Origin of the sequence: Hymenobacter properus, assembly GCF_015694735.1 — a bacterium.
Taxonomy (GTDB): Bacteria; Bacteroidota; Bacteroidia; order Cytophagales; family Hymenobacteraceae; genus Hymenobacter; species Hymenobacter properus.
In genome coordinates this window covers 1,279,099-1,298,748 of the sequence record NZ_JADQDP010000002.1, presented here as the reverse complement: position 1 = coordinate 1,298,748, position 19,650 = coordinate 1,279,099, and the positions used below count along the sequence as shown (strand labels likewise).

Below are 19,650 nucleotides of genomic sequence, written 5' to 3'. Positions count from 1 at the left end.
ACCACGGCCGTGGCGCCGGGGTTAAGCACGCAAGATACTTTTTCCGGGCAAGCAGGCGCCGAAATTTTCGGCTGACGCAGATTTTTCGTCGTTATATGACCCGGCGTGCGTAGCATTGGCACCTGAACAATGCGCCCGGCCCACCCCAACTGCCCCGCCGTCCCGCTTTGGTCCCCTCCAGCTACCCATGACCCCGACCGACTTTTCCGTTCTGCTGCTCGCCTGGGACGATGCCGACCCCAGCGTGGCCGTACTCGGCGGGGCGGCCCTGCCCCCTACCCTCCCGCTGGTCTACCACCTCGCGCAGGAGCAACCCGTGCTGGCCGTGTTTCCGCACCTGCCGGATGATTTGGAAGGTAGCAAGGAGAACAACCCGGCCGAACCAGCTACTGAATTTTCGGCAATTGAAAGCAGGCAGGCAGCCGGCTTCGGTGCCCAAGTTGCTGATGCAGCTGAACCAGCCGCAACGGAGGAAATGGATACTACCGGGCTTCCTTTGCAGGAAACAGCTTTTCCGAATGCAACCGCTGGCATCCGGCGCCTGCTTACGGCTGCCAGCGAGCCCGCTGCGGCGTTTACGTCTTTGCTGGTTGGTCTGGAAAACCTGACCGCAGCCGGGGCCGTTGCCAATGCCCCAAATGCCGCGGCCAATGCCCCCGCCGAAGTGCAGGCCGCACTACCACTCCCAGCCACCGTTACAGCTGCCCCCGCACTCGTCCGCAGCCAGTGGCCCACCGGCATTCACGCGCCGCGGCACCTGAGCTGGAGCGCGCCGGCCGCGCCCTACCTCGGGGCCAGCGCGCCCGCCGGCCCGCCGGTGCTGCTGCCCGTGCCGCCGCTCATTCCCGCGCCCATTGTGCGCGAAGCGGCCGACCTGGCCCAGGCCGCCCTGAACTGGCCCGTGGGGTTCAGCCCGCTGGCCTCGCCGGTGGCGGCGCAGCTGCTGGCCGCTACTACTGCTAGTGCAGAGACTGCCGAGGAAGATGAAGCAGCCACCGGCACTGAGGAAACCGAAGAGCCAAGCCAAAAGCCGCAGCACGGCCTACAACCGGAGCCCTTTGAGGAAACCACGCAAGAAATAGGCGCCGCCGAAGCCAACGACCTGTCTGCTCCCGAAGACGACCTGACGCCGGATGCGCCCGCCGAGCCTGTGTCCGCATCGGAGGCGGCGCCCGCTGCCGCAGCTCTCGCAACGGAGCCAGTGCCGGAGCCAGCCCTCACAGCGCGCACGCCGCCGCTGGACGGGCTGAATTTTCGCATGATTCAATACGCCCGGCAGGCCGCGCAGCTGGTGCGCGACCGCGCCGATTTCGGAGTGATTTACGCGCCCACCTGGCCGGCGTGGCTGGCCGCGCTCGAAATCCGCAACAGCACCCGCCGGCCGCTGGTGCTCTACGCGGCCTGCCTGGCGGCCGAGTTTGCCGGCCCCGCCGAACGCGGCTGGCTGCTGGAAGTGGAGCGCATGGCTCTGCGCCGCGCCCGCCTTGTGCTGGTGCCCGACGAACAAGTGCGCCAACAGCTCCGCCAACACTACGGCGCCGATACCGGTGAAGTGCGCGTGGTGCCCGCCGCCGATGAGGCGGCCTTGCAGGCGCTGCTGCAGGAGTTGGCTGCTGGATAGCTACGGCAGGGCGGCCTGGGTTGAATTGGCTTTCTTTGCACCAGTCAAGCCATTTAGCCTTTAAACCTCATCCCGCATGGAACCCGAACACGAATTTGAAGCCACTTTAGAAGCCGACGGCGACACGGGCGGCGTGTTTGTGGTCATTCCCTTTTCGGTGGCCGAGGTGTACGGCAAGCGCGGCCAACTGCCCGTGCACGTCACCTTCGACGGCTACCCCTACCAGGGCAGCGCCGTGCCCCTCGGCGACGGCCACCACGCCCTGCTCATCCTCAAGCAAATCCGCAAAGCCATTGGCAAAACGCTGGGCGACAGCGTGCGCGTGACCATGCGCCACGACACGGCCGTGCGCAAGATGGAAGCCCCCGCCGACCTGGCCGAGCAGCTCGCCGCCCACCCGAAAGCCGCCGCCTACTACGATAAGCTGGCCTACACCCACCAGCGCGAGTTCGTGCGCTGGCTGGAAGGCGCCAAGAAGCCCGAAACCCGCGCCAAACGCCTGGGCCAAACGATGGAGCTGCTGAACCAGGGCCGCAAGCGGCCGTAACGGAGTAGACGCACCTCTTGTCATCCTGAGCATTCTGCGAAAGCAGAGACGAAGGACCTTCTCAAGTTAGGAGTAAAATTCAAACGTGAGAAGGTCCTTCGTCTCTGCTTTCGCAGAATGCTCAGGATGACGCATTTTTTATAAATCGCACTTTCAAACCGGCATCCCACCCAAACGCTCTCCCATGAAAAAGCCCTACCTGCTGCCGCTGTTGCTCCTGCCGCTGCTGGCCGACGCCCAAACCGCCAGCATCGACCGTGTGAATCCGACCAACTGGTGGGTGGGCATGAAAAACCCCAACGTGCAGCTCATCGTGCACGGCCCCGGTGCGGGTACCCTGGCCTACACCGTGAATTACCCTGGCGTGAAGCTGGTGAAAACCAACACCGTCGATAACCCCAACTACGCCTTTCTGGACCTTACCATTGCCCCCACCGCCAAGCCCGGCCGGGTGCAGCTGGTGGGCAAAAAGGGCAGCCAGACCGTAACGCAAAGCTGGGAAATCAAGGCCCGCGACAATGCACCCAAGGGCCAGGGCGTGACGGCCGCCGACTTCATCTACCTGGCCATGCCCGACCGGTTTGCCAACGGCGACCCGGGCAACGACAAGTTCGCGGACATGCGCGACCCCAACCACGACCGCGCCAACCCCTTCTTCCGCCACGGCGGCGACTTGCAGGGCGCAGCCCAGCGCATCGGCTACCTCAAAGACCTGGGCGTGACGGCCGTGTGGTTTACGCCGGTGCTCGAAAACAACCAGCCGCTCACCAACGAGGGCGGCACCATGCGCGCCTCCTACCACGGCTACGGTTTTACGGACCAGTACAACGTGGACCGGCGCCTGGGCGGCAACGCGGCCTACAAGAACTACGTGCAGCAGGCCCACGCCGCTGGCCTCAAGGTGGTGCAGGACGCCGTGTACAACCACGTGGGCAACACCCACTGGACCGTGCAGGACCTGCCCATGAAAAGCTGGCTGCACCAGTGGCCCAGCTACACCAACACCACCTACCGCTACACCCCCATCACCGACCCGCACGCGGCCCAAATCGACCGCAAAGTCACGCTCGACGGCTGGTTTGTGCCCTTCCTGCCCGACCTCAACCAACAGAACCCCTACGTGGCCAACTACCTGATTGAAAACGCCATCTGGTGCGTGGAGAATTTTGGCATCGATGCCTGGCGCGTCGACACCTATTTGTATAACGACCAGCCGTTTATGAACCGCTGCAACGCGGCGCTGCTGGCCGAGTACCCGCGCATCCACATTTTCGGCGAGTCGGCGGTGACCAATGCCATCGACCAGGCCTATTACACGCGCAACAAGATTGACTTTCCCTTCAAGTCGAACCAGCCTGGCGCGCTCGATTTCGTGCTCGAAGGCGCCATGCTGGCGGGACTGAAAGAATCCGGCACATCCGGCGCCACTGGCTGGGACGGCGGTGCCCAGCACGTGTACCAGGCCCTGGCCCAGGATGTAGTGTACCAGGACCCGACCAAACTCGTCACCTTTCTCGACAACCACGACCACGACCGATACCTGTCAGTCATCGGCGACGACCTGGACCGCTACAAGATGGGCATGACCTGGCTGCTCACCACCCGCGGCATCCCAAGCATGTACTACGGCACCGAAATTCTGATGAAGAACTTCAAAAACCCAACCGATGCCGAGGTGCGCAAGGATTTCCCCGGCGGCTGGCCCGACGACAAGGAAAACAAATTCTCCGCTGCCGGCCGCTCGGCCCAGGAAAACGAGGCCTTCGACTTCGTGAAAAAGCTGGCCACCTACCGCCGCGACCACAAGGTGCTGCACACCGGCAAGCTGATGCAATACCTGCCCGAGAACGGCCTCTACGTGTACTTCCGCTACGATGCCAGCGGCACCGTCATGGTGGCCTCGAACACCACGGACAAAGCCGCAACGCTGCCCACGGCCCGCTTCTCGGAGCGTATGGCCGGCTTCGCCAAGGCCAAAAATGTGCTGACGGGCGAGAGCCTGAGCAGCCTCACGACGCTGCAGCTGCCCGCCAAAACCGCCGTGGTACTGGAGCTAGGCAAGTAGGCTAAGCCAGCGGCTATTTTACGATTCAGGGCGCTGGCTGGCACGCAGCTCGGAGCAGCAATTGCGCCCAAAGCTTCGCCGGGGCACCGGCTTGCTGGCGCCGCAAAAAGGGCTGCCTCCGCTTACTCGGTTTGCGGAGGCAGCCCTTTTTGATTTATGGTTCAACCCTACTACTGACCGGCGCGGCGCACTTCTTCCAGCTCGCTGCTGCGGGGCCGGGCGCTCACCTGCTGGCCGTGCTGGAAGCGGTAGCGCAGCGTCAGGCGCAGGCTTTGGGTGCCGGTGTATTGGTCGAAGGCGTTGACGTTGCCGCTGAGGTTGGCGGCGCCGCGGATACGGCGGGTCCGGAACAGGTCGGTGGCGCTCAGGCTGGCGTCCAGCTTGTCGTGCCAGAAAGCGCGTTTCAGGCCGGCATCTACCCACCAGTTGGCTTGCAAATGGTAGAGGCCGTAGGCCATGGGGCCCTGGTAACCGCAATTCGCCTCCAATCGCAGGCCGCGGGGCAGCTGCACGGTGTGCGTCGACTGCAGCTGCACCAGCAGTTGCTCGTTGCGCAGGGCCAAGCCATTCAGGGGCAGCTCGAAGCGCTGGTAAGCCACGGTGGCGTTGTTGCTCATTTGCCAGCTGGCAGCCACCCGCACCGGGGCCAGCAGGGTGGCGCTCAGGCTGCGGAAGCTTTGCACATTTTGCTGCTGAAACACGGTCGTCTTGTCGGCCGCGTGCTGCTCGGGCACCTCAGCCATGTAGTCCTGCGTGGTGGCGTAGCCCAGCACCAGGTTGTACTGCTGCTTGAGGGTCTGGCTGATTTCAAAGGAGTTGGTGTACTGAGGCTTTAGGCCGGGGTTGCCCTTAATCCAGGTATAGGGGTCGAGGTAGAAGATGAAGGGGTTGAGGCTTTCGTAGCGGGGCCGGTCGAGGCGGCGGCTGTAGCTGTAGCCCACTTGGTAGTTGGCGCTCACCTGCTGCTGCACGCTCAGAGTCGGAAACAGATTCAGGTAGTTGCGGCCGGTAGTTTGGGCCAGGGTCAGCGAGTGGCCGTTAGTCAGGGTCTGCTCGGCGCGCAGGCCGCCCTGCAGCTGCCAGGTCTTGCCCAGGGGCATGGCCAGGCTGGCGTAGGCCGCGTACACGGTTTCCCGGTACAGAAAATGGTTGCTGCGGGTAGCGTCGAGCGGCGCGGCGGCATCGGGGCCGGTGTAAAAGCGCACTTCGTTGTCGGAAGCCACGTGGCTGGCCTTGGCGCCCAGCTCCAATTTGGTCTGGTGGCCGAGGGGCTTGCTGAAATCCAATTTGGCTGCGTAAATGCTGTAGGTCACCGGGTTCTGGCTGCTGAGTTGCGTGGTGTAGGCCAGGCCAGGGCGCCCCAGGCTGTCGTAGTCGTTGCGGAAGCTGGAGGTGCTGCTGCTGCCGAGGCGGGCAAAATCCAGGTCGGCGCTGAGGGTAGTGCCCAGGGTGTCGGGCCGGCCGGCGTAGTGCAGGTTGGCGGTGGTGTTGGCAAAACGGCCGTCGGTGTGGTTCTGGGCTCCGATGGCTAAGTCGTGCCCGGCGCTGCCGTCGCGCAGCAGCGAGGTGGTGCCGAAGCTGTCGTGGGCGCTGCGCTGCATCAGGCTCAGGCTGGCGCCCAGGCTGTGGCGGGTGTTCAGGGCGTAGTCGGTGCCGAGGCGCAGGGCGGGCACGTCGCGCCGGCCTTCTTCGCGGCCGCTTTGGTCGAAGGTGCTGCTGCCGGTTTCGCCCCGAAACTCGCGGTGCATAGCCATGCTGCGGAAGCGGGTCCGACGGGCCAGGTCTAGGCCCAGGGTTGTGCTCCAGCGGCCCTGGCGGTAGCTCAGGTCGGTGCCGGCGGTGTAGCCGTGCAGGGTGCTGTACTGATAACCGGCGTAGGCGCTGCCGCTCAGGCCCGCCGCGGTGTTTTTCTTCAGCGTCAGGTTGATGACGCCGGCCGAACCGGCCGCGTCGTCTTTGGCCGAGCCGCTGGTGCTGATTTCCAGGTCGCGCAGGTTGTCGGCGCTCATGCTTTGCAGCAGGTTTTGCAGCTCCTTGCCGGTGAGGTAGGTGCGCTTGCCGTCGATGAGCACCTGCACGCCGGCCTTGCCGTTGAGCTGCAGGTTGCCGTCTTGGTCCACGCTCACGCCGGGGGCCCGGGTCAGCACGTCCAGGGCCGTACTGCCGCCCGCCAGCGCCGAACCGGCCACCGTCACCACCAGCTTGTCGGCGTCTTTGCTGATGGTGGGGCGCACGGCCCGCACCTGCACCTCCTGCAGCTGCTGCGCCTCGGGCTGCAGCACCAGCCGCCCAAAGTCTTTGCTGAACCCGGGGCCGCTCACTTCAAAAGCAGCGGTTTGCAGCGGGGCATAGCCCAGCATGTTCAGTTTCAGCATGTAGGCACCCCTGGCCGGGGCCGGCAGGGCAAACTTGCCGTCCGCATCGGCCGTGGCACCCGTCACAATGGCCGCGTTGGTGGCCTCCAGCAGCACCGCGTTGGCGAAGCTCACGGCCGCGCCTTTGGCATCGACGGCGGTGCCGGTCAGCACGCCGCCACGGCTTTGGGCTTGGCCAAGATGGGGCAGCAGGCCGAGCCAGCAGCAAAGCAGCAGCCAGAGCACGCGGCAGGGAAAGCAGAAAGTAGCAGGCGTTTTCATGGTTTCGGGGTTGGGGTTGAGCGGTGAATGACAATTCCTGGGCGGGTCAATCAATTGATGCTCAAAGGTGCCGTAGCCCAAAGGCCGACAAAACCGAAAAACCACGAAAGCAGAAAAGCGGAGAGTGAACAGGGATATAAGGGCAATGAAATGGCCCGGAGCGTGGACAGTTTTTTATTGCCTACACATCCCCCGCTCTCTGCCGGAGAGGGAGCCTGCCGGTTGTAGCGTGGACTTTGCGAGTCCGCGCATTGCAGAACGTTAGCCCATGCGCGGACTCGCAGAGTCCACGCTACAATCGCCCGGCTCGGGACTCAGTGGCCCATAAAAAAGCCCGGCCGCGCCCGTCATAAAGCAGGCGCGGCCGGGCAAACCGGGTTAAAAGCCAGCCACTCAGGAATCCAGCCAGTGCTTGAAAGCTGCGGCACGGCTGCTGCTCACAAACACGTCCTCGGCCGTTGCAGGGCTCAGCAACAGGTACAGGCGGCCTTTCAGATAGGGTTTCACTTCCCGCACAGCCGTGATGTGGACGAGCAGCTGGCGGTTGGCCCGGAAAAACAGCTGCGGGTCGAGCTGCTCTTCTAACTGGTCGAGCGTGAAATTGACGATGTAGCGCTTCTTCTCGTGCGTAACCAGGAACACCACCGCGTCTTCGGCCTGGAAGTAGGCAATTTCCGGCAGCTGCACCACCTTGATGCTTGGCCCCGCCTTCACAAGAAAGCGGGAGCGCAACGGCCGCTGCGCCGGTGCCTGCAGGGTTTGTAGCAGGCCCTGCAGGTTGCCCAGGCCCGCGGCCACGTAGTGCTGGCGCGACTCGTCGTACATGCGCAGGGCGGCGGCTACGTCCTCGCGCTTCACGGGCTTGAGCAAGTAGTCGATGCTGTTCACCTTGAAGGCCTGCAGTGCATATTGATTGTATGCCGTGGTGAAGATGACCGGGCAGCGCACCTCCACTTGCCGAAAAATGTCAAAGCTGCTGCCATCGGAGAGGTGGATGTCGCAGAAAATCAGGTCGGGCGCCTGGTGCAGGCGCAGCCACTCCACGGCCTCCTCCACCGAGCCCAGTACGCCCACCAGCTCGGCCTCGGGCCGCACGCCCCGGATAAGGTCGGCCAGGAGGTCGGCCGCAAACTGCTCGTCTTCAATTATCAGCGTCTTCATAGTCGTGCAGGGAAAGCAGTGGCAAGGCCACGCGGAAAGTGGTGGGCGTTTCGTCGAGTGTCACGGCCGGCGCACCCAAGTAGCGGTAGCGACTGCGAATGTTGTTAAGTCCTAGTCCTGTAGAAGGCTCGGGCCTGATGCGGGGCTGGCGGTTGTTTTCCACTACCACAGCATCGGCATCGGTGTAGATGCGCACCTGCAATGGCTTCTGCCGCGTCGAGCCGTTGTGCTTGATGGCGTTTTCGACCAGCATCTGCAGGGCGGCCGGCGGCAGGCCCTTGGCCAGGGCTTCGGGCGCCAGCTCCACCCGCACCTGCAGGTTGGCCCCCAGGCGCGTCTGCATCAAAAACAGGTACGCCTCCACCAGCTGCATCTCGGCCTGCAGGCTCACCAGGGCCCGGCCGCTATGGTCCAGGGCAAGGCGGTACACGGTGGCCAGCTGGTCCAAAAACCGGTGCGCCAGCTCCGGGTTGCCGGCAATGAGGGAGTTGAGCACGTTGAGGCTGTTGAACAGAAAGTGCGGGTCGACCTGGCTTTTGAGCAGCTCCAGCTGCGCCCGAAAGTTCTCTTTCTGCAGCTGCTCGGCCCGCAGCAGCTCCTGCTGCAGCCGCGCCCGGCTGCGCTCGCGCTCCACGAAATAGTAGAAAAACAGGCAGATGACGTTGCTCACCACAAACCCCATGCGCACCCGCCCCGGCTGAATGTTCACCTGCATGTGCAGCCCTCGAATGATGAGCCAGTAAGGCAGAAAAATGGTGAGCACCGACGCCAGAAAATTGGCCGTAAACACCGTCAGGGCCTCCAGCAGCGCCCGTTGCCAGCCCGCCAGCCGAGGCAGCGGATGGGCTTCAAAAAAAGCGGCAATGCGCTGGTTCGACCAAAATATGACCAGTAGATACCCAAATACCAGCCCCAGCTCCAACGCAATGCCCCGGTCGAAGAGCCAGATGGTGCCCTGGTTGATGAAGACAAACGTGTAGAAGAACACCACCGCCGTGAGAGCGGCGCGAACCGTGGTTCTGAATAAGCGGGACGAGGCCATACGTGGGAGCCGAAACCGCCGGGCACATCAGGCCGGCTGCCGGAGCGCAAAGGAGGCACCGAACACGGGCGTAATCAACGAGAATGCCCGTGAGCACCGGAAAAATGGCATTGAAAACGGATTTAGCGCCCTTGAACGAGTGTGCCACCCCAATGAGCACCACTTCCAGGCGGGGCGCAAAACAGTGGTGGCACGCAAGCGCTACTCCCGCACCACGCGGCAGCTGACGCCCCGGCCGTCAGCTGTGTGCACGCGCACCACGTACAGGCCCACCGGCTGCGCCCGCAGGTCGAGCGGCAAAGACGTGGCCCCCGCAGCCGGCATGGCCGACAGCACCACGCGGCCCAACGCATCGAACACCTCCACGGTGCGCGTGCCAGTGGGCAGTTCCAAACTGGTCAGGCCGTTGGCGCTGGGATTGGGGTAGGCGCGCAGGTTTGGCGCATCGCCAGTCTGGGTGCGGGCAGTCAGCACAGCGCTCACGTTGGCCACCCACATGTCGGCCAGCGTCGAGGCGTTCGACGAGGCTGTGTTGCCGCCCCACACGTAAAGCTGGCCGTTCACGAAGGCGGCCGCGGCGTTGCGACGCGGCGGCAGGTTGGAGGTGAAGGTGCGCAGCTGGCCGGTGCGGGTGTTGTAGGCAGCCAGGTAATTCTGCACGTTAAAGTCGCCCACCATCCATATCCACTCGCCCTGCACGGCCACGGCTTGGCTCGACACCGTGGTGGGCAAAGTGCCCAGGGCCTGCCAGGTGTTGGTGGCCGGGTCGTAGGCATCCACGCGGGCCGAGTTGACGACGCCGTTGTAGCCCCCAATGGCGTAGATTTTACCGTTCACGGCCACGCCTACTGTCGACTTGGCTTCGGGCAGGGGCGCCAGCGTGGTCCAGGTGTCGGTGGCGGGGCTGTAGCGGCGCAGCGCGTCGGTGTAGGTGGTGTTGGTGAGCTGACCTCCAATGGCATATATCAGGCCGTTGATGGTGGCCACCCCGGCCGTGGAAGCAGGCATGGGGTTGGCAAAGCCGGGCCCACTATTGCCGGTACTCACGTCCAGGGTTTGCAGGCCGGGCACGGGCCCGCCGGAGGCCGTAGCGCCGTTGAATACATAAACCAGCCTGCTGCCCGAAGCGGAGGTGCCAAGTGCCGCCGAACCGAACCGCTGGGGGGTGAGGCCGGTGCCGGTCGGGCCCGTCGTCCAAGTTCCCGCGGAGATATCGTAGCGGTACACGGTAGCGTTGAAAGCGAAAAGGGGGCTGCCCCCGCCCACCATGTAGAGGGTGCTTTGGTCCTGAAGGTAGGCCATGCCGTAGCGCCCGCCGTCGGGCAGGCTGCCCAAAGCAGTGAAGGTGAGCGAAGTTTGGGCGTGAGCCGTGCCGGCTGATAGCAGCGCCAGCAGTAGGAAAGCGTAGCGGTTTATCACGGGAAAACAGGAGTAGTTGATAACATCGGCAATTTATGATATAGTCGGCCACTCCCGTTTTATGCTGGCATCTGAAAGCTGCTCGGGTTCCTGAAGCTGCTTCTGCTCACCTGGTATCCACTTCCTGAAGCCGCTCTCTCGCTTCGTCAGGCGAACTCTCTCCCGCTCTCTTCCCAAGCGAGAAGGTTTAACGTTACGTCCAGCAGGCCATATTTCAAGCAATTTGCAGCTCATTCAAACAGCTTCTAAGCCTCCGCCCGCGCCAATACCAGCGCCACCCGGCTCGGCAGGTACAGGCTGAGCTGGTGCTCATACGTTTCGTACTCGAACGCCTCGTCGGGCCTGTCGAAGCCGCCAAAGCGGGCGTTATCCGTCGAGAGCACCACGCGGTATTTGCCCTCCTCCGATACCCAAAAACGGTAGTCGGTCAGGCTTTTTTCCACGTGCAGGTTCACAATGAACACTAGGCCGCCGCGCTCGAAGGCCAGCACTTGGTTTTCCTCGTCGTGCTTGAGCAGCGTGGCCGGGCCCGCGGCCAGCACGTGCCGGGCTTTGGCCAGGTGAATCATGGCCTTGTCGAAGGCGCCCATCTGTGAAAATTTCAGGTCGGGGTTGTCGCCCAAGCTCCACTGGCGACGGGCGTACTGGTAGCTCCAGCCATTGCCCTCACGCGGAAAGTCGACCCACTCGGGGTGGCCAAACTCGTTGCCAATAAAGTTGAGGTAGCCCTCGCCGCCGGCCGCCAGCGTGAGCAGCCGAATTATTTTGTGAAGGGCCAATGCCCGCGCCGCGCCGGGGTCGCCGTCCACGTTGTGCATGTGGACATAAATGGCTGCATCGAACAGCCAATGAGCCAGTGTTTTGTCGCCAACCAGGGCCTGGTCGTGGCTTTCGGCGTAGGCTATGGTTTTCTCACCGGCCCGGCGGTTAGTAAGCGTCCACCACAGTTCGCCCAAGGGCCAGTGCTCATCCGGCGTGTGCTTGAGCAGCTTAATCCAATAATCAGGAATGCCCATGGCCAGGCGGAAATCGAAGCCTACGCCGCCCTCCTTGATGGGCCGGCACAGGCCCGGCAGCCCGCTCATGTCCTCGGCCACCAGAATGCTGCCTTTCTTGAACTCGTGGGCCAGCGTAGTAGCCAGCTGCAAATACAGAATGGCATCCTCATCAGCGGCCGGGCCGAAGTAATTGTCGTAGCCCATAAAGGCCACGCCCTCGCCGTGGTGGTGGTAGAGCATGCTCGTCACGCCATCGAAGCGGAAGCCGTCGAAGTGAAATTCTTCGAGCCAGTAGCGCACGTTGCTCAGCAAAAACTGCTGCACCTCGGGCCGACCGTAGTCGAAGAGCTTGGAATCCCAGCCGGGGTGGTTGCCGCGCGCGCCTTTGTGGAAGTACAGGTTGCCGGAGCCGTCGAAGTCGGCCAGGCCCTCGGCCTCGTTTTTCACGGCATGCGAGTGCACAATATCGAGCAGCACGGCGATGCCGCGCCGGTGTGCTTCGTTGATGAGGAACTTCAGGTCCTCGGGCGTGCCGAAGCGCGAGCTGGCCGCAAACAAGTTGGCCACGTGATAGCCGAAGGAGCCGTAGTACGGGTGCTCCTGCACGGCCATCAGTTGAATGGTGTTGTAGCCGTCGGCCTCGATGCGTGGCAGCACGTTTTCGGCGAACTCGCGGTAGGTGCCCACCCGGTTTTCCTCGGTAGCCATACCTACGTGCGCCTCGTAAATCAGCGGTTCCTTCACAGCGGTGGCGGTTCGGAACTTCTGGTCAGTCCAGGCAAAAGGCATTTCCGGCCGCCAGATTTGGCCGGCGAAGTCCTTGGTTTCCTCGTCCTGCACGGCGCGGCGCAAGGTAGCGGGCAGGCGGTCCTTGCCCTGCCCGTTGGCTACCACGTGCACCTTGAAGCGGCTGCCGTGCGTGAGGCGTTGGTCGTATTCGCCATCGGGCAAAAACACCTCCCACACGCCATACTCCAGCTTTTGCAGGGGGTTGGCGCCCCGGTCCCAGTTGTTGAAATCACCAATCAGCGACAAATAATCCGCCCCCGGCGCCCACTCCCTATACACCCAGCCGCCGCGGCCAGCGTCGTGGTTGAGGCCTAGTTGCTGGTGCGCAGTGGCATAGTTCAGCAGCGAGCCGTGGTACTGCTCAATTTCGGCCAGCCGGGCCTGCAGGCGCGCCTGGCGCTGGCGCAGCACGGGCTCGTAGGGCGCCAGCCAGGCGTCGTTTTTCACGAGGGCCAGCGGGGCAGGCTTGCGGGCTTTGGCGGTAGCGGGGGCGGCAGGTTTCGACTTGGCCATAATAGGGAGAAGGTTTGGGCCAAATGTAAGGCCGTGCGCTATCGAATCAGGAATAAGCAATTGATAATGTCTGTCATCCTGAGCGCAGCGAAGGACCTTCTCACGCCGGAACAACTGTCGTTCAAACGTGATAAGGTCCTTCGCTACGCTCAGGATGACAGAGCAGGTTCTTTACACCAGCCAAAACCTTCGCGCCACGCAGGATGACAGCCGTCGCGAATTGTGCCCCGTTCATCGCCTGATGCATTGTCAGCCGCCATTATTCCCGTTATTTTGCTCCATGCTGAAACGTTTACTTGCCATTCCGCTGGCGCTGCTGCTGGCTTGCTCGGCCGAGCGGCCCGTCACGTCCACTTCGCGCGCCTTCGAGGGTTCGTTGGGCACGCCCATTCCCAAGGCGGCGGCGCCCAAGCTGGCCCGCTACGCCATGGTGGTGTCGGCCCACCCCGAGGCCTCGCGCATTGGCACCCAGATTCTGCAGCGCGGCGGCAACGCCTACGACGCGGCCGTGGCCGTGCAGTTTGCCCTGGCGGTGGTGCTGCCGGCGGCCGGCAACATCGGCGGCGGCGGCTTCCTGCTCTACCGCGACCGCAACGGCTCGGCCGGCTCGCTCGACTTCCGCGAAACGGCCCCCCAAGCCGCCACGCGCGACATGTACCTCGACAAAAGCGGCAACGTGGTGCCCAACCTGAGCACCGCCGGCCCGCTGGCCGTGGGCACGCCCGGCACCGTGGCTGGCATGGCCACCCTGCACCGGCAGTTGGGCAAGCTCTCCTGGCCGTCGCTGGTGCAGCCAGCCATTGCGTTGGCCACCAAAGGCTTTGCCCTCACCACCAAAGAAGCCGCCGGCCTCAACCGCGCGCGGGCCGATTTTGAGAAATACAACCCCGGCAACCCGCCCGCCTACGTGCGCCCCGGAGGCGGCGAGTGGCAGTCTGGCGACACCTTGCGCCTGCCCGAGCTGGCCCGCACCCTCACCCGCATCCGCGACCAGGGCCGCGCCGGCTTCTACCGCGGCGAAACCGCCCGCCTGCTGCTGGCCGAGATGAAACGCACCGGCGGCCTCGTGAGCCAGGCCGACCTTGACAGCTACAAAGCCAAGTGGCGCGAGCCCCTGCGCGGACGCTACCGCGACTACGACGTGATAACCATGCCCCCGCCCAGCTCCGGCGGTGTGGCCCTGCTGCAAATGCTGCAAATGCTGGAGCCCGTCGACCTGGCCCAGGCCGGCTACCACACGCCCCTGTCGGTGCATTTCCTCACCGAGGCCGAGCGCCGCGCCTACGCCGACCGCGCCACCTACCTCGGCGACCCCGATTTCGGCTTCGTGCCCACCCAGAAGCTGCTCGACGTGGACTACAACCGCCAACGAGCCGCTTCCATGCGCCCCAAGGGCCGGGCCTCGGCCAGCTCCGAAGTGACGGCCGGCGCCAACCTGCCCGGCTACGAAAGCGACCAAACCACCCACTACAGCATCGTGGACGCTCTCGGCAACGCTGTGAGCTGCACCACCACCCTCAACGGCGGCTACGGCAGTAAAGTGGTAGTGCCCGGCGCCGGTTTCCTGCTCAATAATGAGATGGACGATTTCTCGGCCAAGGCCGGCACGCCCAACTCCTACGGCCTGGTGGGCGGCACGGCCAATGCCATTGCCCCCGGCAAGCGCATGCTCAGCAGCATGACGCCCACCATCCTCACCCGCAACGGCCGCGTGGCCCTTGTCACAGGCTCGCCCGGTGGCAGCACCATCATTACCAGCGTGTTGCAAAGCATTGTGGGCATTGTCGACTATGGCCTGAACGCCCAGCAAGTGGTGACGGCGCCGCGCCTGCACCACCAGTGGCTGCCCGACGTGCTCGATGTGGAAGCCGGCGCCCTGCTCCCCGCTGCCCAGGACACCCTGCGTGCCCGCGGCTACCACCCCCAGCCCCGCCTGCCCTGGGGCCGCCTCGACATCATCCACGTGCTGCCCGACGGCACCCTGGAAGGAGGCGCCGACCCGCGCGGCGATGACACGGCGCTGGGGTATTAGCGAGAAGTAAGAGCAAAAAAGAACGTCCTGCTAAGCGGCGTCGAAGCAGCTCCCCCGCAATAGTAATTAAATTACTTACGCGGGAGAGCTGCTTCGACGCCGCTCAGCAGGACGTTCTGGTTTTTAAGCTGAGCCCATTCGGCTCAAGTACTATCTAGCGGGCAACAGCCGTGCTGGCCACGTGGCGCAGGTTGCCGGCGGCGGCAATCAGCTTCTGGCTGACTTCGCGGGCTTTGTCGCCTTCGCCGCTGAAGTTGTGGGTGGTGAGGGCCGACTGGGCAGTGAGTTCGCCCAGGGTCTGGAAGGCTTCGGCCATGCCGGCGGCGTTATTGCCTTCGATGTGGCGGCGCAGGGTTTGCAGCTCGGCCACAATGGGGCGCAGCACGGGCTGGTCGATGGCGCTGAGGTGGTTAATCCAGTTGTCAATCTGGTTGACGCCCGCGTCGGGGTCGCCCTGGAAGCCCTGGCCGGTGGCCTTGAACAGAACTTGGATGCTGGACTCTACTTCGGAAATGAAGCTCATGGAAACAGAAATTGGAGATGAAGAAAGTAAACCGGAACCGGCCGGAGCGGCGATGACGTCCCCGGCGCATCGAACGGAGCCTTAAACAGCCCTATTCGGCGCCCAAAGATAACCGGGCCGGCGGCTAGTTTTCCTCGCCTGGGTGCAGGGCCTGCACGTCGGGGTGGTTGTAGTTGACCACAATAACCGAAAAGGGGTGCGGCTCGCCCTCGCGCTTCTCGATGCGAATGGTGCCGGCGTCGCGCAAGTGGTTGAGCAGGTCGCGGCGCTCGTAGTCGGGCAGTTCGGGCAGCTCGTCGGTGAGCAGGCGCATAAACGGGCCCAGCCACAGCTCGGGCACGCGGCGCTGCTGCTTGGCCTCCAGCTTTTGGAACTCGCTGAGGATGAAGGCCAGCGTGCGCCGCTCAATCTCGCGCGCCAGCGGCCGGACGGGCGCAAAGTCGGGCACCTCCTCGCCAAACCGCGGCGCGGCGGGCCGCATTGCCGCGGGCGCGATGGGCCGCGGCGCACCGGCCGACGGCACTGGCGCCACCAGCGGGCCCCGGCTGGTGCCGGGGGTATCGGCGGCGGCGCTGGCGGCCAGCGCGGCCGCCGAGGGCACGCCCACCAAGCCCTGCTCGCGCAGGCGGCGGCTTTCCTCCTGCATGCGCAGGCGGTCGGTGCGGCGCTTTTCGAGCTGCTCCACGCGGTCGGTGCCCAGCAGGTCGCGCGCGTCGAGGAACTGCGCGGAACCGATGTTTTGCAGCAAATCGCCGGATACCGACTCGCGGAAGCCGGCCACCAGCACCTGCCGGGCCTGGCGGCGCAGGTGCTGCAGCACGGGAATGTAGTCCCGGTCGCCGGCCACGAGCACGAAGGTGCCGATGTCGGGGCGGGTGTACATCACCTCCAGCGCGTCGATGCAGAGCTGCATGTCGGCGGCGTTTTTGTGGTCGGTGCCCAGCACGTTGCGGGTGCTCACGCCCATCAGGTAGAGGGCGCCCTGCGGGGCGGTGGCCAGGCGCTCGAAGTCGGCGTAGGCGTAGCTAATGAGCGAGTCGAGGCCCTTCCCGCTCAGCTCCTCGCGCAGCGAACGGATGATTTCGAGCACGTAGTCGTTGAGGTCGGGCGGGTCGTGGAAATGATTCTTGAGAAAATAGTAAATATTCTCAAAATCAATGAATACCGCAGCGTAGGAAGATGTTGTGGGTTTCGACAACATGGCGCAAAAAGTTGGAATCTAGGCACGGAGGAACAGCTCTGTGGGTAGACCAGAACATTTTGCGGCGCGCACCCGGCCGGCAACCCGCCACGTCGTGAACCCCTGGAAAGCAGGGACAACCGGTGGAATATGGTGGCGAGTTTGTCGGCTTGTGCGTTATTTAACCGGATGAAGGTACGAAACCTGGCCTCAGCTGCCGCGGCGCTGCTGGCGCTGCACTTTTCCCTTTGCCCGGCGGCGCACGCCCAGCAGGCCGATAACGGCCGGACGGCGCAGGACCCGTTTGGGCGGCGCGTGGTGCCAGCGCGGGCGGTGCCGGGCGGGCGGTATAAGTCGCATTCGCTTAGCTGCGATATGCTCATTATTCATTCCACTGATGGTAGTGTCTTACAGGTGATGCCCTGGGGCGAAGGCATCGTAAAAGTGACTTATCAAACCGGCGGAAAGGCGGCAAAATCAGACAGCTCGGTGAGTGTCGTTCTGGCACCTCAGCCTACGTATTGGGAGGGCACTAGAATCTTTCCAACTATTACACCAGTAGCCGAAAAGAAGGTATCAACAGTATCCGGGCTGCTGGCCAATGGGCTAGCAATAGCATTTGATAAACGCACATTACAGTTAAGCCTTCAACAACACAAACTTTCCATTTCCCAAGAAGGCTCCATCTTTCGCCGCGATGCCGCCTCTCCTACCCCGGCTACCAAGCCCGAGCCCGGCGGCGTGGCCGTGCGCTTTCGCCTGGCGCCGGACGAGCACCTTTACGGCACCGGCTCCCGCGCCTTGCCCGTGGACCGGCACGGGTACCGGCTGGAGCTGTACAACCAGGCGCATTACGGCTCGCAGAACCACGAGCCCAACCTGAACATCGCGCTGCCCACGGTACTCAGCAGCCGGGGCTATATGCTGTTTTTCGACAACCACGCGCCCGGCTACCTCGACCTCGGCAAGACCGATAAGAACGTGCTGGAATACGGCGGCGAAGGGCTCACTTCGCTTTCCTACTTCGTAATAACGGGCCGCAACCAAGCCGAAATCCTGGACCGCTACACCGCCCTGACCGGCCGGCAGCCCCTTCCGCCGCGCTGGGCGCTGGGCCTCATCCAGAGCCGCTTCGGGTACCAGAGCGACGTGGAGATGCAACAGGTAGCGGCCCGCATGCGCCGCGAAAATTTCCCGCTCGACGCGCTGGTGCTGGACTTGTACTGGTTTGGCGGTATTAAAAAGCAAGGCGATTTTAGCTGGGACCGGTTTCATTTTCCCGACCCTGCGGGCATGATGAGCGGCTTGCAGAAGCAGGGCGTGAAGACGGTCCTCATCTCGGAGCCTTACGTGATGCGCACCTCGCGCAACGACTCGACCGTGCGCACCCAGGGGTTGGTGGGCACCACGGCGGCAGGGCGGCCGTACACGGTGGCGTCGTTTTGGGCGGGGCCGGCCAGCATTCTGGATGTGTTCAAGCCCCAGACCCGCGACTGGCTGTGGGGCTATTACAAAAAGTTGCACCAGGAGGGCGCCGCCGGCTGGTGGAGCGACCTGGGCGAGCCCGAAAACCACCCCGCGGCCATGCAGCACGTGGCTGGCCCGGCCCGCGTCGTGCACAATGCCTTTGGGCAAAGCTGGGCCGGCATTTTGAGCGAAGGCTACGCCCGGGACTTCCCCAACGAGCGGCTGTTCAACCTGGCGCGCTCAGGCTGGGCGGGCATGCAGCGCAACTCCGTTTTTCCGTGGTCGGGCGACATCAACCGCTCCTGGAGCGGATACCAGGCCCAGGTGCCCGTGTTGCTGGGCATGGGCCAGGGCGGCGTGGGCTACATGCACTCCGACGCGGGCGGCTTTTGCGTGGGCGGCATCGACCCGGAACTGTACACGCGCTGGCTGCAAATGGCCAGCCTCTGCCCCATCCTGCGGCCGCACGCCTCGGATGTGCCGCCGGAGCCGTATTTCTACCCCGACCCCTACAAAAGCAGCGTGCGCGCCGCGGTGCACCTGCGCTACCAGTTGCTGCCCTACCTCTACACGCTGGCCTGGCTGAACACGACCCGGGGCTTGCCGCTGGTGCGGGCCATGGATTTTAATAACCGTTACCCCTCGCTCCCTAGCCTGCCGCCCTCGCCGGAAGATTCGCTGGTGGCCCAGCAGCTGGCTACAGCCAACGACCAATACCTTCTCGGCCCCAGCCTGCTGGTGGCGCCCGTGCTGCACCCCGGCCAGCGGCGGCGCAACGTGGTGCTGCCCAACGGCAATTGGATTGATTTTTACACCAACCAAGCCTACCCCGGCAACGGCACCGTGGGCGTGCCTGCACCGCTGGCCCACCCGCCACTATTGGTGCGGGGCGGCGCCTTCCTGCCGATGACGGCCTACCGGCCCAGCACCGCCTTCTACCGCCCCGATACCCTGCTGCTGCGTTACTACCCCGACCCGCAGGCGAGTGAGTCGGAGTTTACCATGTACGACGACGATGGGCACTCGGCCCAGGCGCTGGCCCGGCGGCAGTACGAAACGCTAACCATGCGCGGCTTCTGCACGCCGGAGCAAACCGACGTGATTTTGAGTAGCAACGGCGAATACCCCGGCCAGCCGGTGTTCCGGTACCTGCGGCTGCTGGTGCAGCGAGTGGCCGCCCCGCCCACGGCCATCTATTTCGACGAGAAGCCTGTGCCGGCCGAAGGCTACGCCTACAACCCGACCACGCACGAGTTGGAAGTGCACTTCCTGATGAACGCCGGGGTGGCCGTGAGCATGCGCGGCCTAAAAATTCTGGCCTCCCCCGCTTCTGACGCCGCGCCCGAAACCCTGACACTGGAAGCACCGGACCGGCGCAGCTTTGGGCCCGGCGGCACCACGTTGCACTTCACCCGCCACGCTTCCAGCCCTACCGAGGCGCAACTGCTTATCCGCAACGCGCAGGGCCGCACCGTGCGGGCATTGCCGCTGGCGGCCGCGCCCGGCCCCCACGCCCTGGCCTGGGACGCCCGCGGCGCCGCCGGCCAGCCCGTGCCGCCTGGCGTGTACACGGCCGAAGTAGCTGGCCAACACCAGCGGCTGATTGTGGCGCAGTAAACACCGGCTTACCCACTCTTATGAGCCTGTTTAGGAAATT

General features: G+C 64.1%; 12 protein-coding genes. 5 read left to right on the top strand and 7 right to left on the bottom strand.

Annotated features, from left to right (window positions below):
- Positions 1 to 187 precede the first annotated feature (187 nt).
- The 3 genes from I2I01_RS11645 (at position 188) to I2I01_RS11635 (ending at position 4,233) form a co-directional block, all read left to right on the top strand.
- Positions 188 to 1,621, top strand: coding sequence for a glycosyltransferase family 4 protein (locus I2I01_RS11645; protein ID WP_196286609.1), 1,434 nt, complete (start codon positions 188 to 190; stop codon positions 1,619 to 1,621).
- A 76-nt stretch (positions 1,622 to 1,697) separates the two neighbouring features.
- Positions 1,698 to 2,168, top strand: coding sequence for a YdeI/OmpD-associated family protein (locus tag I2I01_RS11640; RefSeq protein ID WP_196286608.1), 471 nt, complete (start codon positions 1,698 to 1,700; stop codon positions 2,166 to 2,168).
- 184 nt (positions 2,169 to 2,352) lie between these two features.
- The gene (locus I2I01_RS11635; RefSeq protein WP_196286607.1) at positions 2,353 to 4,233 is read left to right on the top strand and encodes an alpha-amylase family glycosyl hydrolase; all 1,881 of its coding nucleotides are present in this window, start codon (positions 2,353 to 2,355) and stop codon (positions 4,231 to 4,233) included.
- A gap of 170 nt (positions 4,234 to 4,403) precedes the next feature.
- Here I2I01_RS11635 and I2I01_RS11630 read toward each other — a convergent pair whose 3' ends face one another.
- From I2I01_RS11630 to I2I01_RS11610, 5 genes are all read right to left on the bottom strand, one after another.
- Positions 4,404 to 6,869, bottom strand: coding sequence for a TonB-dependent receptor domain-containing protein (locus tag I2I01_RS11630; RefSeq protein WP_196286606.1), 2,466 nt, complete (start codon positions 6,867 to 6,869; stop codon positions 4,404 to 4,406).
- 393 nt (positions 6,870 to 7,262) lie between these two features.
- The gene (locus I2I01_RS11625; RefSeq protein WP_196286605.1) at positions 7,263 to 8,030 is read right to left on the bottom strand and encodes a LytR/AlgR family response regulator transcription factor; all 768 of its coding nucleotides are present in this window, start codon (positions 8,028 to 8,030) and stop codon (positions 7,263 to 7,265) included.
- Positions 8,011 to 9,072 (bottom strand): sensor histidine kinase, encoded by a 1,062-nt coding sequence (locus I2I01_RS11620; protein ID WP_196286604.1) that lies wholly within the window; start codon positions 9,070 to 9,072, stop codon positions 8,011 to 8,013. Before I2I01_RS11620 ends, I2I01_RS11625 begins: the two co-directional genes overlap by 20 nt.
- Positions 9,073 to 9,273: 201 nt before the next feature.
- Positions 9,274 to 10,491 carry a Kelch repeat-containing protein gene (locus tag I2I01_RS11615; protein WP_196286603.1) on the bottom strand — a complete coding sequence of 406 codons (1,218 nt, stop codon included), beginning with the start codon at positions 10,489 to 10,491 and terminating at the stop codon, positions 9,274 to 9,276.
- Between the two features lie 245 nt (positions 10,492 to 10,736).
- Entirely contained in the window at positions 10,737 to 12,791 is a 2,055-nt protein-coding gene (locus tag I2I01_RS11610; RefSeq protein ID WP_196286602.1) for an alpha amylase C-terminal domain-containing protein, read from the bottom strand.
- 280 nt (positions 12,792 to 13,071) lie between these two features.
- Between I2I01_RS11610 and ggt the strand changes: the two genes are divergently transcribed.
- Positions 13,072 to 14,823, top strand: coding sequence for a gamma-glutamyltransferase (gene ggt / locus I2I01_RS11605; protein ID WP_196286601.1), 1,752 nt, complete (start codon positions 13,072 to 13,074; stop codon positions 14,821 to 14,823).
- Positions 14,824 to 14,977: 154 nt separating this feature from the next.
- Here ggt and I2I01_RS11600 read toward each other — a convergent pair whose 3' ends face one another.
- Both I2I01_RS11600 and I2I01_RS11595 read right to left on the bottom strand, forming a co-directional pair.
- Complete coding sequence (locus I2I01_RS11600; RefSeq protein ID WP_196286600.1) at positions 14,978 to 15,346, bottom strand: hypothetical protein; 369 nt, start codon at positions 15,344 to 15,346, stop codon at positions 14,978 to 14,980.
- Between the two features lie 124 nt (positions 15,347 to 15,470).
- On the bottom strand, positions 15,471 to 16,547 hold the full coding sequence (locus I2I01_RS11595; protein ID WP_196286599.1) for an NYN domain-containing protein: 1,077 nt from the start codon (positions 16,545 to 16,547) through the stop codon (positions 15,471 to 15,473).
- A gap of 168 nt (positions 16,548 to 16,715) precedes the next feature.
- On the opposite strand from I2I01_RS11595, the gene I2I01_RS11590 reads away from it, so the two are divergent.
- Positions 16,716 to 19,610: a TIM-barrel domain-containing protein gene (locus tag I2I01_RS11590; RefSeq protein WP_196286598.1), complete on the top strand. Its 2,895-nt coding sequence runs from the start codon at positions 16,716 to 16,718 to the stop codon at positions 19,608 to 19,610.
- Positions 19,611 to 19,650: the final 40 nt, after the last annotated feature.

Coding starts and splice junctions, on each gene's coding strand:
- I2I01_RS11645 (WP_196286609.1), top strand. CDS start 188: ATGACCCCGACCGACTTTTCCGTTCTGCTGCTCGCCTGGGACGATGCC.
- I2I01_RS11640 (WP_196286608.1), top strand. CDS start 1,698: ATGGAACCCGAACACGAATTTGAAGCCACTTTAGAAGCCGACGGCGAC.
- I2I01_RS11635 (WP_196286607.1), top strand. CDS start 2,353: ATGAAAAAGCCCTACCTGCTGCCGCTGTTGCTCCTGCCGCTGCTGGCC.
- I2I01_RS11630 (WP_196286606.1), bottom strand. CDS start 6,869: ATGAAAACGCCTGCTACTTTCTGCTTTCCCTGCCGCGTGCTCTGGCTG.
- I2I01_RS11625 (WP_196286605.1), bottom strand. CDS start 8,030: ATGAAGACGCTGATAATTGAAGACGAGCAGTTTGCGGCCGACCTCCTG.
- I2I01_RS11620 (WP_196286604.1), bottom strand. CDS start 9,072: ATGGCCTCGTCCCGCTTATTCAGAACCACGGTTCGCGCCGCTCTCACG.
- I2I01_RS11610 (WP_196286602.1), bottom strand. CDS start 12,791: ATGGCCAAGTCGAAACCTGCCGCCCCCGCTACCGCCAAAGCCCGCAAG.
- ggt (WP_196286601.1), top strand. CDS start 13,072: ATGCTGAAACGTTTACTTGCCATTCCGCTGGCGCTGCTGCTGGCTTGC.
- I2I01_RS11600 (WP_196286600.1), bottom strand. CDS start 15,346: ATGAGCTTCATTTCCGAAGTAGAGTCCAGCATCCAAGTTCTGTTCAAG.
- I2I01_RS11595 (WP_196286599.1), bottom strand. CDS start 16,547: ATGTTGTCGAAACCCACAACATCTTCCTACGCTGCGGTATTCATTGAT.
- I2I01_RS11590 (WP_196286598.1), top strand. CDS start 16,716: ATGAAGGTACGAAACCTGGCCTCAGCTGCCGCGGCGCTGCTGGCGCTG.